16 protein-coding genes are annotated in these 16,568 nt (G+C 61.4%); 3 read left to right on the forward strand and 13 right to left on the reverse strand.

Annotated elements, in window-relative coordinates:
* Nucleotides 1-4: 4 nt before the first annotated feature.
* The 3 genes from AAIE04_RS07015 to udp form a co-directional block, all read right to left on the reverse strand.
* Nucleotides 5-535, reverse strand: a complete 531-nt coding sequence (locus AAIE04_RS07015) for a DedA family protein (RefSeq protein ID WP_019455291.1) — start codon at nt 533-535, stop codon at nt 5-7.
* 79 nt (nt 536-614) lie between these two features.
* Nucleotides 615-1,397 (reverse strand): tyrosine-protein phosphatase, encoded by a 783-nt coding sequence (locus tag AAIE04_RS07020; protein WP_498576713.1) that lies wholly within the window; start codon nt 1,395-1,397, stop codon nt 615-617.
* A gap of 129 nt (nt 1,398-1,526) precedes the next feature.
* Complete coding sequence (gene udp, locus AAIE04_RS07025) at nt 1,527-2,288, reverse strand: uridine phosphorylase (protein WP_004934432.1); 762 nt, start codon at nt 2,286-2,288, stop codon at nt 1,527-1,529.
* A 487-nt stretch (nt 2,289-2,775) separates the two neighbouring features.
* Between udp and AAIE04_RS07030 the strand changes: the two genes are divergently transcribed.
* The gene (locus tag AAIE04_RS07030; protein WP_498576714.1) at nt 2,776-3,603 is read left to right on the forward strand and encodes a dienelactone hydrolase family protein; all 828 of its coding nucleotides are present in this window, start codon (nt 2,776-2,778) and stop codon (nt 3,601-3,603) included.
* Nucleotides 3,604-3,686: 83 nt separating this feature from the next.
* Here AAIE04_RS07030 and metE read toward each other — a convergent pair whose 3' ends face one another.
* A complete protein-coding gene (metE, locus tag AAIE04_RS07035; protein ID WP_498576715.1) occupies nt 3,687-5,975 on the reverse strand; it encodes a 5-methyltetrahydropteroyltriglutamate--homocysteine S-methyltransferase in 2,289 nt (762 codons plus the stop codon).
* A gap of 90 nt (nt 5,976-6,065) precedes the next feature.
* On the opposite strand from metE, the gene metR reads away from it, so the two are divergent.
* Complete coding sequence (gene metR / locus AAIE04_RS07040; protein WP_063918291.1) at nt 6,066-7,010, forward strand: HTH-type transcriptional regulator MetR; 945 nt, start codon at nt 6,066-6,068, stop codon at nt 7,008-7,010.
* A 31-nt stretch (nt 7,011-7,041) separates the two neighbouring features.
* On the opposite strand, the gene AAIE04_RS07045 is transcribed toward metR, so the two are convergent.
* The gene (locus tag AAIE04_RS07045) at nt 7,042-7,902 is read right to left on the reverse strand and encodes a carboxylate/amino acid/amine transporter (RefSeq protein ID WP_019455296.1); all 861 of its coding nucleotides are present in this window, start codon (nt 7,900-7,902) and stop codon (nt 7,042-7,044) included.
* 151 nt (nt 7,903-8,053) lie between these two features.
* Here AAIE04_RS07045 and AAIE04_RS07050 point away from each other — a divergent pair, with 151 nt between their 5' ends.
* Nucleotides 8,054-8,383 carry a hypothetical protein gene (locus AAIE04_RS07050; RefSeq protein WP_198636712.1) on the forward strand — a complete coding sequence of 110 codons (330 nt, stop codon included), beginning with the start codon at nt 8,054-8,056 and terminating at the stop codon, nt 8,381-8,383.
* On the opposite strand, the gene AAIE04_RS07055 is transcribed toward AAIE04_RS07050, so the two are convergent.
* From AAIE04_RS07055 to livF, 8 genes are all read right to left on the reverse strand, one after another.
* A complete protein-coding gene (locus AAIE04_RS07055; protein ID WP_074055617.1) occupies nt 8,364-9,320 on the reverse strand; it encodes an AEC family transporter in 957 nt (318 codons plus the stop codon). The genes AAIE04_RS07050 and AAIE04_RS07055 overlap by 20 nt on opposite strands.
* 60 nt (nt 9,321-9,380) lie before the next feature.
* Nucleotides 9,381-10,118 (reverse strand): glycerophosphodiester phosphodiesterase, encoded by a 738-nt coding sequence (ugpQ, locus tag AAIE04_RS07060; protein WP_019455299.1) that lies wholly within the window; start codon nt 10,116-10,118, stop codon nt 9,381-9,383.
* Entirely contained in the window at nt 10,118-11,188 is a 1,071-nt protein-coding gene (locus tag AAIE04_RS07065; RefSeq protein ID WP_019455300.1) for a sn-glycerol-3-phosphate import ATP-binding protein UgpC, read from the reverse strand. Before AAIE04_RS07065 ends, ugpQ begins: the two co-directional genes overlap by 1 nt.
* A gap of 5 nt (nt 11,189-11,193) precedes the next feature.
* The gene (gene ugpE / locus AAIE04_RS07070) at nt 11,194-12,039 is read right to left on the reverse strand and encodes a sn-glycerol-3-phosphate ABC transporter permease UgpE (RefSeq protein WP_019455301.1); all 846 of its coding nucleotides are present in this window, start codon (nt 12,037-12,039) and stop codon (nt 11,194-11,196) included.
* Nucleotides 12,036-12,923, reverse strand: coding sequence for a sn-glycerol-3-phosphate ABC transporter permease UgpA (ugpA, locus tag AAIE04_RS07075; protein WP_442516684.1), 888 nt, complete (start codon nt 12,921-12,923; stop codon nt 12,036-12,038). Before ugpA ends, ugpE begins: the two co-directional genes overlap by 4 nt.
* 78 nt (nt 12,924-13,001) lie before the next feature.
* Nucleotides 13,002-14,321 carry a sn-glycerol-3-phosphate ABC transporter substrate-binding protein UgpB gene (gene ugpB, locus AAIE04_RS07080; RefSeq protein WP_498576716.1) on the reverse strand — a complete coding sequence of 440 codons (1,320 nt, stop codon included), beginning with the start codon at nt 14,319-14,321 and terminating at the stop codon, nt 13,002-13,004.
* Between the two features lie 312 nt (nt 14,322-14,633).
* On the reverse strand, nt 14,634-15,821 hold the full coding sequence (locus AAIE04_RS07085) for an aminotransferase-like domain-containing protein (protein ID WP_019455304.1): 1,188 nt from the start codon (nt 15,819-15,821) through the stop codon (nt 14,634-14,636).
* A 44-nt stretch (nt 15,822-15,865) separates the two neighbouring features.
* Complete coding sequence (gene livF, locus AAIE04_RS07090) at nt 15,866-16,567, reverse strand: high-affinity branched-chain amino acid ABC transporter ATP-binding protein LivF (protein ID WP_019455305.1); 702 nt, start codon at nt 16,565-16,567, stop codon at nt 15,866-15,868.
* Nucleotide 16,568 lies beyond the last annotated feature (1 nt).

Below are 16,568 nucleotides of genomic sequence, written 5' to 3' on the forward strand. Positions count from 1 at the left end.
GAAATCAACCCAGCCACTGACTGAGCCACTTGATGCCGAATGCCCCCGGCGCCAGAATGCCGAACGCCCAGATCATCGCCGACGTGACGTTGGCCAGTTGGAAGTAGCGCTGCGGCATGCCGCAAATGCCGCCCACCAGCGGCACCACGGCGCGCAGCGGGCCGAAGAAGCGGCCGATGAAAATGCCCAGCACGCCCCAGCGTTCAAAGAACGCGTGCCCGCGCGCCAGCAACTGCGGATTGCGCGACAGCGGCCACATATGGGCCACGCGATCCTGATAGTGGTAGCCGATCCAGTAAGAGAGCCAGTCGCCGAAAAATGCCCCGACGGCGGCGGCGGCCCAAATCGGCCAAAAGGCGATGCCGCTTTCGCCGATCAGCGCGCCCAGCGCCAGCAGGATCACCGTGGCCGGCAACAGCAGCGACAAAAACGCCAACGACTCGCCGAACGCCAGGAAAAAAATGATGGGAATGGCCCAGCCTTCGTGCTGACGCACGACGTCGCTGACCCAGTTGATAACGTCATTGAGGCTCAATGCGGGGCTCCTGATACGCGATAATTCACCGCTTAGGATAGGCCGGGGCGAGTTAAACCCCGGTTAAACACGCGGCGATTTACTCGAGGTAGAACGCCTGCAGCGCTTCGCGCTGTGCCGCGCCCAGACCGTATTCCGCCTCCAGCCAGCGGTCGGTGGAGCCGTATTGCTGACGGATGCAGCCCAGCGCGGTCATCAGGAACTCCTCACGCGCGCTGAGCACGTAGGCGAATTGCTCCAGCGCCGCCGCATTCAGCTTGATAGACAGCTGATCCAGCATCTGCTCGCGGAAAGCGGCCAGCGTGGTTTCGGTCAGCAGATAGTCTTCCAGCACGGTCGCTTCGTCGGCACCCAGCGCGAACAGCACCAGCGCCGAGCCGACACCGGTGCGATCCTTGCCGACCGCGCAATGCTGCACGATGGCGCCACCGCCGGGATTGCTCAGCAGCTGCGCCAGTCGCTGATAGGCCGCATTGCCGAACGGCAGGCGGCGATACAGTTCCAGCATGAACGCGCGGGCGTCGAAAGCGGCCAGCGTTTCGTTGGTGAGCTTCTCCAGGTTGGCGTTGACTTCGCTGCTCAGCGGGTTGGCCGGCACGTGATAATAGTCGGCGCCATTCCACAGAATATCCGGCTTGGCCTGCACTTCGTCGGCATCGCGATAGTCCAGCACCGAACGCACCGGCACACCGGCGAGAAAGGCGCAGTCGTTTTCCGTCAGCCGCTCGAGGGAACCAGAGCGAAACAGCAGGCCGCGCTTGATGCGGCGTCCATCGGCCACGCCGTTGCCGCCGAAGTCACGGAAATTGATGCCACCGTCGAGCGGCGCAAGCGAAGGATGAAGCAGGATCTGGGCGGTCATAAACGTCCTCGTTGTTGTTGTTCTGACAACGCGCGGCGGCCATCGGCGCAGCGCTGAGGAGTATCACCGTAACAGATTAGTCGCGAATGGAAAAACGAGCCGCGTCGGCGGCCCGTTCAGGGAAGGTGATTACAGCAGGCGACGAGCGGCGTCCACCACGATCTGCACCGCTTTGCTTTCGGTGTTTTTCATGGTCTCGGCGTTCGGGATCTCTTGCTGGGTGCGGTTGACGATCACCCCAGCCACCATGCCGGCGCGCAGGCCCTGGCTGGCGCACATGGTCAGCAGCGTGGCGGATTCCATTTCATAGTTCATCACGCCCATCGCCTGCCACTCTTCCATCGAGCCTTTGAAACGGCTGACCACGCGGCCGGAGTAGGTATCGTAACGTTCCTGGCCCGGGTAGAAAGTATCGGAAGAGGCGGTTACGCCAATGTGGGTGGTCGCGCCGCTGGCTTTGGCCGCTTCCACCAGCGCGGTGGTGCAGGCGAAGTCCGCGACCGCCGGGAACTCCATCGGCGCAAAGTGCAGGCTGGCGCCGTCGAGGCGTACCGCCGCCGTGGTGACCAGCACGTCACCGACGTTGATGTTCGCCTGAATGGCGCCGGTGGTGCCGATGCGCAGGAAGGTGCGGATGCCCAACTGCGCCAGCTCCTCCACCGCGATAGAGGTAGACGGGCCGCCGATGCCGGTGGAGCAGACGATCACCGCCTTGCCGTCCAGCTCCGCGCGCCAGGTGGTGAATTCACGATGGGAGGCCAGATGCACCGGATTTTCCATCAGCTTGGCAATCTTCTCTACGCGCTGCGGATCGCCCGGCACGATGGCAAGCTGGGCCCCTTGTAAATCGTTCTTGGTGAGGCCGAGATGAAAAACGTCAGACTGAGACATACGAGACTCCTCATGGATCATGTTTATTGGGAGGAACAAAAAAGCACTCTACTGAAAATCGTCGCCTATTTTCGTGACGACAGTCACTATGAAAAAAGAAACAAATTACATGCTACATATTTTTTGTGATTTTTATCACAAAATAACAAGGCAGCGCCGCCAGCACTCTCTTGCTGAACCTCAGTCTAGCCGACAAAGCTTGCCACCTCTCCCCGTTGGTTGCCGGTTGAAACTATTTAGCTCAACAACCAGAAATAACCCTATCTTATCGGCTGCTTAGGGACAAAAAAGCCATCTAACGCACCTTATGGCAATTACGTGGGCCAAAACCCGCAATAACATGATAAAAAGCGCCTAAAAATGCCGTAAAGCCAGATAATTAGCCGTTTTTTATCGACTTGTCCGAAAGTGCTCCACGCAGCGCCAATAATGGGTAATCTTTCCTATAGTTAATCTCAGCGCTTTTTTCTATTGCACGGAGACCGCAATGAAAACCGAACATGTGATGACATTAGAACAGGCTCAGGGGGGATTCGCCCCGGCCGCCGCGCCGTTGGCCGCCTCCGCGATTATCACGGATGAACAGGGCATTCACGCCGGGCAAACGACCATCCCTTCTCAGGGAGACGCGCTGCCGGCCTACGTCGCCAAACCCGCCGACCATAACGGCCCCTTCCCCATCGTGCTGGTGGTGCAGGAAATCTTCGGCGTACATGAACATATTCAGGATCTGTGCCGCCGCCTGGCGAAACAGGGCTATCTGGCGATCGCGCCCGAGCTCTATTTCCGCCAGGGCGACGCCAATGACTACACCGATATCGGCGAGCTGTTCCAGCAACTGGTGACCAAGGTGCCGGATCGCCAGGTGCTGTCGGATCTGGACCACGCCGCGCACTGGGCCATCCGCCACGGCGGCGACGCCGGCAAGCTGGCGATCACCGGCTTCTGCTGGGGCGGCCGCATTACCTGGCTGTATGCGGCGCACAACCCGCAGTTGAAGGCGGCGGTCGCCTGGTACGGCAAGCTGGTGGGTGAAAAAACGCTGAATTCACCGAAGCATCCGGTCGATGTCGCCACCCACCTGTCGGCGCCGGTGCTGGGGCTGTATGGCGGGCAGGACAGCAGTATTCCGCTGGAGACGGTGGAAACCATGCGTCAGGCGATCCGCGCCGCCAACGCTGATGCTGAAATCGTGGTGTACCCCGGCGTCGGGCACGCGTTCAACGCCGACTATCGCCCCAGCTACAACGCCGAAGCGGCGCAGGACGGTTGGCAGCGCATGCTGGCGTGGTTCGCCCAGCACGGCGTCAAGTAACCTCCCCCGCATAAAAAAGGGCGCCGAAGCGCCCAATCATCACACCAGTAAATCTATAAGCGGCGGTCAATCCGCCGCACTCATCACGCCTGCTCGCGCAGGCGCTGCGCCGCCAATACCATGTTGGCCAGCGACTGGCGGGTTTCCGGCCAGCCGCGGGTTTTCAGGCCGCAATCCGGGTTGACCCACAGGCGTTCCGCCGGGATATTCTGCGCGGCTTTACGCAGCAACGCTTCAATCCATTCCACGCTCGGCACGTTCGGCGAGTGGATGTCGTAGACGCCCGGCCCGATTTCGTTCGGGTATTCGAACTCTTTGAAGGCTTCCAGCAGATCCATATCGGAACGCGAGGTCTCGATAGTGATCACGTCGGCGTCCAGCGCGGCGATGGAGTCCATGATGTCGTTGAACTCGCAATAACACATGTGGGTGTGGATCTGGGTATCATCCCGCGCCACGGCGGCGTTCAACTTGAAGGCGTCCACCGCCCAGTTCAGATAGGCGGCCCAATCGGATTGACGCAGCGGCAGCCCTTCGCGCAGCGCAGGTTCGTCGATCTGAATGATGCCGATGCCGGCTTTTTCCAAATCTTCCACCTCGTCACGCAGTGCCAGCGCAATCTGCTTGGCGATCACTTCGCGGGTCACGTCTTCACGCGGGAACGACCAACACAGGATGGTCACCGGCCCGGTCAACATGCCTTTTACCGGCTTGTCGGTCAGAGACTGGGCGAATTTGGCCCATTCGACGGTGATGGCTTCCGGGCGGCTGACATCGCCGATGATCACCGGCGGCTTCACGCAGCGGGAACCGTAGCTCTGCACCCAGCCGTTCTGGGTAAACACGAAGCCGTCCAGGTTCTCGCCGAAATATTCCACCATGTCGTTGCGCTCGGCTTCACCGTGCACCAGCACGTCCAGCCCGAGGCGCTCCTGCTCAACGATCGCCTGTTTGATGTGCTCACCGATGCTGGTGCGGTAGTTGCTGCCGTCCAGACGGCCCAGCTTGAAGTCCAGGCGCAGGCCGCGGATCTCGGTGGTCTGCGGGAACGAACCGATGGTGGTGGTCGGCCAGGCCGGCAGGTTGAAACGTTCGCGCTGCGCCCTGGCGCGCTCGGCGTAAGCGCTGTGGCGCTCGCTGTCCTGCGCGGTGATAGCGGACAGACGGCGCTCAACCTGCGCATTGTGTACACGGCTCGACTGACGGCGGGCGCGGATCGGCGCGCTGTAGGCGTCCAGTTCGGCCTGTTTCGCCGCGTCGGGCGCGTTCAGCGCCGCAGTCAGCAACGCCAGCTCGGCACATTTTTGCAACGCGAAGGCGAACCAGCTCTTCACTTCTTCGTCCAGACGGCTTTCCACGCTCAGATCGATCGGGCTGTGCAGCAGTGAACAGGAGGTGCCGATCCACAGCGGGCGGCGGCCCACCAGCGGTTGCAGACGTTCGAACCAGCGGCTCAGATCGGCGCGCCAAACGTTGCGGCCGTTGATCGCGCCCAGCGACAGCAGCCACTCTTGCGGCAATGCGGCGCTCAACGCGGCGATATCGTCATGGCCGGCGACCAGATCGACGTGCAGTCCCTGCACCGGCAGCGTGCGAATAGTGTCGAGGTTGTGGCCGACGCTGTCGAAGTAAGTGGTCAGCAGCAGTTTCACCTGCCCTTGCAGCGCGTCGTAAGCCGGTTTAAAGGCGTCCAGCCAGGCCTGCGGCAGCTCCAGCACCAGCGCAGGCTCGTCAATCTGCACCCACTCGACGCCGCGTTTCGCCAGCTCGGCCAGCACCTGCTGGTAAACCGGCAGAATGTCTTTCAGCAGCGACAGGCGATCGAACGGCTCACCCTTCACTTTACCCAGCCACAGATAGGTCACCGGGCCAAGCAGCACCGGTTTGATGCGGTGACCAAGCGCCAACGCTTCGTCCACTTCGTCCAGCAGCTGGGTCCAGCCCAGCTTGAACTGCTGACCTTGCTGGAACTCGGGCACCATGTAGTGGTAGTTGGTGTTGAACCATTTGGTCATTTCCGCCGCGGCCGCCGGCTCGCCGGTCGGTGCGCGGCCTCGGCCGATGCGGAACAGCGTGTCCAGATCGATCGAGCCATCCGCATTCTGATGGCGCGCCGGCACGTTGCCCAACAGCAGGCTGGTGGTCAACACATGATCGTACCAGGCGAAATCGCCGACCGGCACCAAATCCACCCCGGCCTGCTGTTGCTGTTGCCAATGGCGAGCGCGCAGCTCGCGGCCAACCGCCAACAGCTCTTCCTGCGTTGAGTTGCCAGCCCAGTAGCTTTCCTGAGCTTTTTTCAGCTCACGTCGCAGCCCAACGCGAGGAAAACCCAGTGTGTGATTCAAAATTGCCATCGTCATATTCCCCATTTAGCCGTCCAGATGTTTACACATCCATAATCAGCAGGTACTGTATTAACCACAAGCGCAATTTATTCACTGTCAATGTGAAGGACTCTCATGATCGAACTGAAACATTTACGGACGCTGCAGGCCCTGCGCAGCAGCGGTTCGCTGGCGGGGGCGGCGGCCCAACTTCATCAGACGCAGTCTGCCCTGTCGCACCAGTTCAGCGATCTTGAGCAACGTCTGGGCTTCAAGCTGTTCGTGCGCAAGAGCCAGCCGCTGCGCTTCACCGCCCAGGGCGAGATCCTGCTGCAGCTGGCGGAACAGGTGCTGCCACAAATCTCACAGGCGCTGCAGGCCTGCCACGAGCCCCATCAGACTACGCTACGCATCGCCATCGAATGCCACAGCTGCATTCAGTGGCTGACGCCGGCGTTGGACAATTTCCGCCGGCGTTTCCCACAGGTGGTGATGGACTTCACCTCCGGCGTCACTTTCGATCCGCAGCCGGCTTTACAGCAGGGCGAACTGGATCTGGTGATGACGTCGGATATTCTGCCGCGCAGCGGCCTGCACTATTCGCCGATGTTCGATTTCGAGGTGCGTCTGGTGCTGGCGCCGGATCATCCGCTGGCCGGCAAGCCGCACATCGAACCGGAAGACTTGAGCGATGAAACGCTGTTGATTTACCCGGTGCAGCGCCAGCGGCTGGATATCTGGCGGCATTTCCTGCAGCCGGCGGGCGTCAGCCCGGCGTTGAAGAACGTCGATAACACGCTGCTGCTGATCCAGATGGTATCGGCGCGGATGGGGATTGCAGCGCTGCCGCACTGGGTGGTGGAGAGCTTCGAACAGCAAGGCCTGGTGGTGACCAAAACCCTGGGCGACGGCCTGTGGAGCCGGCTGTACGCCGCCGTACGCGACGGCGAGCAGCGCCAGACGGTGACTGAAGCTTTTATCCGCTCGGCCCGTCAGCACGCCTGCGATCATCTGCCGTTTGTGCGCGACGCCGCACGCCCCGGCGCAACCGGCGCCAAAGCGTTGGCGGCCGGCGTATAAACTTGCGGGCCCCTCGCCGGGGCCCATCCTCTTAGCCGTTCTGTTTCGGCGCCACCCAGCGGCGGTGCACCCACAGCGAAGCGACGATCACCGCTCCGCCGATGATAAAGCTCGGCCAGTGCGGCTGCTGTTGCCAGATAGCCAGGTTGACCAACAGCCCGGCCGGCACATGCATATTGTTCATGATGCCGAGCGTGCCGGCATCCACCTGCGTCGCGCCGTAGTTCCACATGAAATAACCCAGCCCCGACGCCACCACGCCCAGCCAGATCAGCACGCCCCACTGCAGGTGAGTGGTCGGCAGCTGTTGCGGATTGCCCCACAGGCACCAGGCCACCACCGCCACCACCGCCGCCCCCAGGTAGAACCAGGAAAATGCGGTGTGCTGCGGCAAGGGATGCACTTCCATCAGACGCTTATAGCCAACCATGCCGATGGCGAAGCTGATGTTCGCCGCCTGCACCAACAGCAGCCCCCACCAGAAGTGCTCGCTCAACTGGTGATAGCGGATGATCGCCGCACCCAGCACCGCCAACAACGCGCTGAATACGTAACCCCAGCGCAAGCGCCGGCCGCTCAGCAAGTCATAGATCAGCGTGATGTACAGCGGCGTCAGCACGGTAAACAGCAGGAACTCCGGCACCGTCAGGTAGAGATAGGCGCGGAAGCTGAACAGGTACATGATGCCCAGTTGGCAGGCGCCCACCAGCATATACAGCAGGATCACCCTGGGTTTGATATTGCGCCAGCGCAGAAACGGCAGGAATACCAGCGCCGCCAGCCCGATGCGCATCAGCACCGAGAACCAGCTGTCGACATGGCCCGCCAAATATTCGCCGATCAGGCTGAAAGAGAACGCCCACAAAATGGTGGTGATAACCAAGAGCAGCACGATGGGTTCATCCTAAAAATACCGAAAGGGCGATTGTAACGGAAGATGGATGCATAAGGGGATGAAAGGCGGCTTACATCTGAGTAAAAGATAAACTACCGGCAAAATTTCGCCGCTGCGTTAGGCTTAATAAAAAAGCGAGGTAACCATCATGAAAACGTCTCACATCCTGTTCGCTCTGTTGCTGCTGCCCGGTCTGGCTGCGGCGGCCAACGGCGTGACCGACCTGCGTTCACAGCAGCAGTTCCTCAACCAAAACAGCCAACAGGCCCAGCAACAGCGCCTGTTGAACAACCGGCAGATGGATCAACGCCGCCAGCAGCAGCAGCGGCAGTTCGACAATCAGCGGCAACAGCTGCTGCAAACCACGCCGAACGGCGGCCAACTGCTGCCTAACGGCAACCAACCGCGCGATCCGTTCAACCGCACCACGCCGGCAGTGCCGCAGGCGCCGCTGCCGGCTACGCCCGCACGCCCATAACGGTGAGGATCAGCGGCGTGGTGATCGCCGCCAGCACGGTGGACATCACCAGGCTGGTGGCGGCCGGGCCGGTGAGCGTATTGAACTGGCGCGACATCAGGTAGACGTTCACGCCCACCGCCATTGAGCCCAGCAGCACCACGACGCGGGTCTCCATCGGCGGCAGCGCCATCATCCAGGCCAGCAGCCAAATCACTAACGGCTGCACCAGCAATTTCAACACGCAGATGGCGCTGCTCAACTGCCAGCCTTCGCTGATGCGGTACTCAGCGAGCCCCATGCCGAGCACCACCAGCGACAGCGGCGCCGCCACCTGGCCGAGCATGCTGACCGGCCGGTCGACGAAGTCCGGCAGCGGCAAGCCGGTCAGGCTGAACAGTGTGCCGGACAAAATGCCGACGATCAGCGGATTGGTCAGTACGCTGCGCGCGGTTTTAGCAAAGCCCCCCAGCGTCGGCGAGCCGTTGCGCGCCCATTCGATCGACACCGTGACCAGCGTCCACAGGATCAGGCCGTTGAACACCAGCACCAGCGCCACCGACGGGATCGCCGCCTCCCCCAGCATCACGCTGGCGATCGGTAAACCGAGCATCACGTTATTGGAGAAAATACCGCCCAGCGCAAACACCGACCCGGCGACGCCATCCAGCCGGAAAAGGTGCCGGGCGACGAGACGGCCGAGCACGAACACGATCAGGCAACTGCCGAAGAACGCGATCAGCAGCCGGGCGTCGACCGCCGGACGCTGCGAGAAGTCGCACATCATGCGAAATAGCATGGCGGGCAAGGCGAGGGAAAACACAAAGCGCGTCAGGCCATCGGTGATGCTGGTGGGCCATTTCCCCCAGCGAATCAGCCCATAACCCAACGCGATCAGGACGAACAGCGGTAAAGACAGCACCATCTGGTGCCACAGTGACAGGATAAAGCCAGGCATCGCATTCCTTCCGCTGGTGCGGCGGCAAGGCTTGTCGTCGCGGGATTCATCGGCGCCGGATTAGAACTCCGGGCCAATCAAATCTATCCGGTCGGTGCAAATGCAGTCAACGCCCCAGTCGAGCAGCAGGCGCGCGCGATCCGGCTGGTTAACGGTGTACACCAGAATGCGCAGACCGGCGTCTTTCAACGCTTTCACCCGCTCGGCGGTCAGCGCTTTATGGTCGATATGCAGCGAGACGCAGTCCAGGCGCTCCGTCAGCTCGCGCCAGTTATCGTCCCAGTCCTCCAGCAGCAAGCCGCGCGGCAAATCCGGCACGGTGCGCTGCGCCGCCGCCAGCGCTTCCACCGAGAAGGAGGAGAGCAACGGGTCGGTCTGCCCTTGCCACAGCAGCCGCGCCGCCAGCGCCACCACCCGGCCGGTTTCATCGTCGCTGCCGGTGGTCGGTTTGATTTCGATATTGGCCATCAGACCATGTTCCTGGCAGCGTTCCGCCACTTCCGACAGCAGCGGCAGCCGCTCGCCCTTGAAGGCCGAGCTGTACCAGTTGCCGGCGTCCAGCTGCACCAGTTTATCCCACGGCAGTTCGCCCGCCACGCCCCAGCCGTTGCTGGTGCGATCCAGCGTATCGTCATGCAGCAGGAAAATTTGTCCGTCCTGCGCCAGCTTGGCGTCGAACTCGATCATCTTGTGGCCATGGCGCGCGCCGACGTCGATCGCCGCCAGGGTATTTTCCGGCGCCAGAGAACCGCCGCCGCGATGGGCGACAATATGAGGATAAGGCCAGGGTCTAGTCATCAATCCATCCGTAATCCGCTGTGGGTGTCAAAGAAGTGCAGCGCCTGAGCAGGCAGCTGCAAATATAGCGTACTGCCCGCCGTCGGCAAGGTTTCATGCGACAACCGCGCGATCACTCCGTGGCCGCCCCACTGGCCGTGCGCCAGATTGTCGGCTCCCAGCAGCTCCAGCGTCTGCAACTGCAACGGCACGCCCTGGCCTTGCGCCACCAGCTGAATATGCTCCGGCCTGACGCCCAGCGTCAACTGCCGCCCCGCCCACTGCGGTTTGGCCACCGGCAACGGCAGCGCCATGCCGTCCGCCAGCAGCAGCTGGCTACCGTCGGCACTGAGGGTGCCGGGCAGCAAATTCATCGCCGGCGAGCCGATAAAGCCGGCGACGAACAGCGAAGCCGGCCGTTGGTACACTTCGCTCGGCGTGCCGATCTGCTCCGCCACGCCCTTATTCATCACGATCACCCGCTGCGCCAGCGTCATCGCCTCCACCTGATCGTGGGTCACGTACAGGCTGGTGGTTTTCAGGCGCCGGTGCAGCTGTTGCAGCTCCAGGCGCATCTGCACCCGCAGTTTGGCGTCCAGGTTGGACAAGGGTTCATCGAACAGGAACACCGCCGGTTCGCGCACGATGGCGCGCCCCATCGCCACGCGCTGACGCTGGCCGCCGGATAGCTCGCGCGGTTTACGCTTGAGCAGCGGCTCCAGCTCCAGAATGCGCGCCGCCTCCTCCACCCGCTGGCGGATATGATCCTTGCCAAAACCGCGGATCTTGAGGCCGTAGGCCATGTTGTCGTATACGCTCATGTGCGGATAGAGCGCGTAGTTCTGGAACACCATCGCGATGCCGCGATCCTTGGGCTCCAGATCGGTCACGCGCCGGGTATCGATATAGATATCGCCGCTGGTGGTGCGTTCCAGCCCGGCTACCATGCGCAGCAGCGTGGACTTGCCGCAGCCGGACGGGCCAACCATCACGATGAACTCACCGTCCGCCACATCGAGATCGATCTGTTTGATCACCGGCGTTTTACCGTCGTAAGACTTGGTGACCGCCTGTAGTTTTAATCCTGCCATCGTCGTTATTTCTCGCTATCAACCAGACCGCGCACAAACCAGCGCTGCATCAGAAGCACCACCGCCAGCGGTGGCAATAAAGTCAGAATCATCGCCGCCATCACCTGGTTCCACTGGGTCGGCGCGCCGGATGTGGAGATCATGCTCTTGATGCCCGCTACCGCGGTGCCCATCGAGGCGTCGCTGGTGATCAGGATCGGCCACAGGTATTGGTTCCAGCCGTAGATAAAGGTGATGACGAACAGCGCCGCCAGATTGGTTTTCGACAGCGGCAGCACGATGTCCCAGAAGAAACGCATCGGCCCGGCGCCGTCGATGCGCGCCGCCTCCAGCAGCTCATCCGGCAGCGTCATGAAGAACTGGCGCAGCAGGAAAGTGGCGGTAGCCGAGGCCATCAGCGGCAGCGTCAGGCCGGTGTAACTGTCCAGCAGGTTGAGGTTGGAGATCACCTCCACCGTCGGGAAAATACGCACTTCCACCGGCAGCATCAGAGTGAGGAAAATCAGCCAGAAGAACAGGCTGCGCAGCGGAAAGCGGAAGTACACGATGGCGTAAGCCGACAGCACCGACACCGCGATCTTGCCGAAGGTGATCGCCAGCGCCATGATCACGCTGTTCAGCAGCAGCAACGAGAACGGCACTTTGAGGTTGCCCACGCCGCCCTGCCAGATATTGCGGATGTTCTCCCACAGGTGGCCGCCGGGCACCAGCGTCATCGGCACCTGAAACACCTGTTTGTCGTCCAGCGTGGCGGCGACAAAGGCCACGTACAGCGGGAACAGCACCACCAGCACGCCGATAATCAGCATCACATGGCTGAAGATGTCCAGCCCGCGTCGATTCTCAATCATTGGTAGCGCACCTTACGTTCAACGAAGCGAAACTGGATCACCGTCAGGCCGATCACCAGCAGCATCAGGATCACCGACTGCGCGGCGGAGCTGGAGAGATCCAATCCGGCGAAGCCTTCGCGGTAGATCTTGTAGATCAACGTGGTGGTGGACTGCACCGGCCCGCCGCCGGTGGCGGCGTCGATCACCGGGAAGGTATCGAAGAAGGCGTACACCAGATTGACCACCAGCAGGAAGAAACTCACCGGTGCGATCAGCGGCAACACCAGATGAAAGAAGCGGCGTACCGGGCCGGCGCCGTCGATGGCGGCCGCCTCCACCAGCGAACGCGGGATCGACTGCAACGCGGCGAGGAAAAACAGTAAGTTATAGCTTATCTGCTGCCATACCGAGGCCAGCACCACCAGGAACATCGCCTGGCCGCTGTTTTGCGCATGGTTCCAGTTATAGCCCAGCCCATTGAGGAAGTGGGTGATCAACCCGAGACCGGGGTTGAACAGAAAGATCCACAGCACCGCCGCCACTGCCGGCGCCACCGCGTAGGGCAGGATCATCAGCGTGCGGTAGAGGCGGCTGCCGCGCAGCACGTAGTCCACCAGCGCGGCGAAAAACAGCGAGACCGCCAGCCCGATGCCCGCCACCAGGAAGCTGAAGATCAGCGTGGTGTAGAACGAGTCGAGGTAGTAAGGATCCTGGAACAACTGCTTAAAGTTATCCAGCCCGACAAACTGGCTGGACAGGCCGAACGGATCGAGACTCTGCACCGAATACCACAGCGCCTCGCCGGCGGGCCATAAAAAGAACACGGCGGTAATCAGCAGCTGCGGCAGCACTAATGCATAGGGCAACCAGCTGCAGCCGAAACCGGGACGGGAAGATGACATAGACGTTAAACCATTAATCGGGTGCGGGAGGATCGGCGTGAAGATGCGAGCCCGGTCTACCGGGCCCGCGACACAGGATTACTTGGTCGACGCTTCGAAACGGCGCAGCAGCACGTCACCGCGCTGCACGGCGGCGTCCAGCGCCTGCTGAGGCGTTTTCTTACCGGTCCACACGCCTTCCAGCTCCTCATCCACCACGCTGCGGATCTGCGGCATGTTGCCCAGGCGCAGGCCCTTGGTGAACGGCAATGGCGGCTTGTTCAGCATCTGGCGAGTGGCAACGTCGGCGCCCGGGTTCTTGTCGTAGAAGCCCTGCTGCTTGGTCAGATCGTAAGCCGCGGTGGTGATCGGCAGATAGCCGGTCTTCTGGTGCCATTCGGCGGCGATTTCCGGCTGCGCCAGGTACTGCAGGAACTCGGCCACGCCCTTGTAGGTGGCGGCGTCTTTGCCGTTCATCACCCACAGGCTGGCCCCGCCGATGATGGCGTTCTGCGGCGCGTTTTTCGCGTCGGCATCGTAAGGCATCATGCCGACGCCGTAGTTGAATTTAGCGTAGTGCTTGATGTCCGCCAGCGAACCGGAAGAGGCGGTGGTGATGGCGCAATCGCCGTTGTAGAACTTCTCGGTGGATTCGTCTTTGCGGCCGAAGTAGGTGAAATCACCCTTCTTGTTCATCGCTTCGAGCAGCTCGATATGCTTGACCTGCAGCGGCTTGTTGAACTCCAGCTTGGCGTTGGTACCGCCGAACCCGTTGTTTTCACTGGCGAACGGCACGCCGTGCCAGGCGCTGAAGTTCTCCAGTTGGATCCAGCCCTGCCAGCCGCTGGCGTAGCCGCATTTCATGCCGGCCGCGCGCAGCTTGGCAGTATCCGCCGCCAGTTCCTGCCAGGTTTTCGGCGGCTGATCCGGGTTCAGGCCGGCCTTCTTGAAGGCATCTTTGTTGTAGTACAGCACCGGCGTGGAGCTGTTGAACGGCTGCGACAGCAGATGGCCGCTCTTGTTGTCGGTGTAATAGCCGGCTACCGTCGGCACGAACACCGATTCGTCGAAGTTGATGCCGGCCTCTTTGAACACTTCGTAGACCGGTTTGATGGCCTTGCTGGCCATCATGGTGGCGGTGCCCACCTCGTAAACCTGCAGGATCGCCGGCGCCTTGCCGGAGCGGTAAGCGGCGATGCCCGCCGCCAGGCTCTGTTCGTAGTTGCCTTTATAAACCGGCACAATCTTGACGTCGCTGTGCGTCTGGTTGAAGCGATCCGCCAGGGAATCCACTTCCTTACCCAGTTCACCTTCCATCGAATGCCAGAACGGGATCTCGGTCGCCGCCAGTGCCTGAGTGCTGACCGCCAGGGTCAACGCGACGCACAGCGTAGTTTTGCGAATAGCGTAGGTGAGCATGCCTAACTCCTGAAAAAAGCTGGTGTAAAAGCGCGTGAGCGAAAAGAATCAATTCTTGATGAGGGAGTGCCCCCTATAGCTTTCGAGTTGCAGCCAGGCGGCAACCTGCTGGCACCCTGGAGCTTAGCTAACTAAGTGACAGGGGGGCAGCCGGGCAGCCAACAACGCTGCGGCTCGAAAGATGACGGGGGATAACATGCCATGCTCGGATGACAGAAAAATAACCGTTACATGACAGCCACATGACGGCAAGGTGAAGTGAAGATGGCGGTTTGATGTCGGCGGCGGGCATGTGCTCCGCCGCCGCGAGGATTACAGCGAACGGCGCAGACGCGCCACCGCTTCCTGCATCTGCTGCTCGGTGGCGGTGGCGAACGACAGGCGGAAGGTCGAACGATCCGGGTTGTCGGAGAAGAAGTATTCCCCCGGCACGAACACCACGCCCTGCTGCAGGGTGGCGTTCAGCCATTCGGTGGCGTTGAACGGCTGGCGGAAACGCGCCCACAGGAACATGCCGCCCTTCGGCTTATCGAAGGTGATGTAGTCGCCCAGTTCCTGTTCCACCAAACCGGCCAGGATCTCGCCCTTCTGTTTGTAGGCGGCGCGGATCTTGTCGATCTGCGCCGGCAGGCGGCCCAAACCGAGGTAGCACTCGACGATGCTCTGCGACAGCGCGCTGGCGTGCAGATCCGCCGCCTGTTTGATGATCGCCACTTTATGCAGCAGGAACGGCGGCAGGATCGCCCAGCCCAACCGCAGGCCCGGCGCCAGGATCTTGGAGAAGGTCGAGGTATAGATGATGTGGTCGGTGTTGCCCAGCACCCGCTGCGACACCTGATGCAGCGTCGGGTGGCGCTCTTCGGTGAAGCGCAGCTCGCCGTACGGATCGTCTTCGATGATCAGGAAGTTATGTTCGGCGGCCAACTTCACCAGCAGTTCGCGGCGCGCGGCGCTCAGGGTGATGCCGCTGGGGTTGCCGAAGTTCGGCACCACGTACACGCCCTTGATGCGCTGGGTTTTCAGCAGCTCGGCCAACTCTTCCACCACCATGCCGTCGCTGTCGGACGAAACCGACATGATGTTGGCCTCCGCCAGTTCCAGCGTTTGCAGCGCCGCCAGGTAGGTCGGGCGCTCCACCACGAACACGTCGCCCGGATTGACGATGGCGCGCATCACCAAATCCAATGCCTGCTGAGAGCCGGCGGTGACCATCACCTCTTCCGCGCGAGCGGTGACGCCGCGCTCGGCGCACAGCGCGCAGATGCGCTCACGCAGCAGCGGGCTGCCCTCGGTCAAGCCATACTGGAACGCGCTTTTCGGCTGTTCGGTGATCGCCTGCTGCGTGGCGATGCTCAATCCTTCGAAATCGAACAGCGCATCAGAGGGGATGCCGCCCGCCAGCGAAATGACGTGTTCCATCTTGCTGTGCTTAAGCAATTCACGGATGGCCGAACTTTTTACGTTAACGATGCGCTGCGCGAGTAACCCTTCTGTCTTCATTTCTTCTTCTCGTACCTGATTATTTTAATTCGTAGGGGGGCGGATTAACCGCCCAGATACGCCGACCTCACTGCTTCGTTGGCTAACAATGCAGCCCCCGTATCTTCCAACACCACGCGGCCGTTTTCCAGCACATAACCGCGGTCCGCCAATTTCAGCGCCTGATTGGCGTTTTGCTCCACCAGGAAGATGGTCATGCCCTCTTCCCGCAGCTGCTGAATGATGTCGAAGATCTGCTGGATGATGATCGGCGCCAGCCCTAGCGAGGGCTCGTCGAGCAGCAGCAGCTTCGGCTGGCTCATCAGCGCGCGGCCGATGGCCAACATTTGCTGCTCGCCGCCGGACATGGTGCCGGAGCGCTGGTTACGCCGCTCCAGCAGGCGCGGGAACAGAGTGAACACCCGTTCGATGCGCTGTTGATACTGCTGGCGATCGGCGAAAAAGCCGCCCATCGCCAGGTTTTCTTCCACCGTCATGCGCGAGAAGACGCGCCGCCCTTCCGGTACGATCGCCACCGCCTCGCGCATGATGCGCGAGGTTTGCCACTGGGTGATGTCCTGATCCAGGAAGATGATGCTGCCTTCGCTGGCGCGCGGTTCGCCGCACAGGGTGCCGAGCAGCGTGGTTTTACCGGCGCCGTTGGCCCCGATTAACGTCACGATTTCGCCCTGCCTGATCGTCAGGCTGACCTGATGCAGCGCCTGAATTTTGCCGTAATGGGCGGATACCTGATTGAATGACAACATA

The sequence above is a fragment of the Serratia sp. Ae19-1 genome, assembly GCF_059801225.1.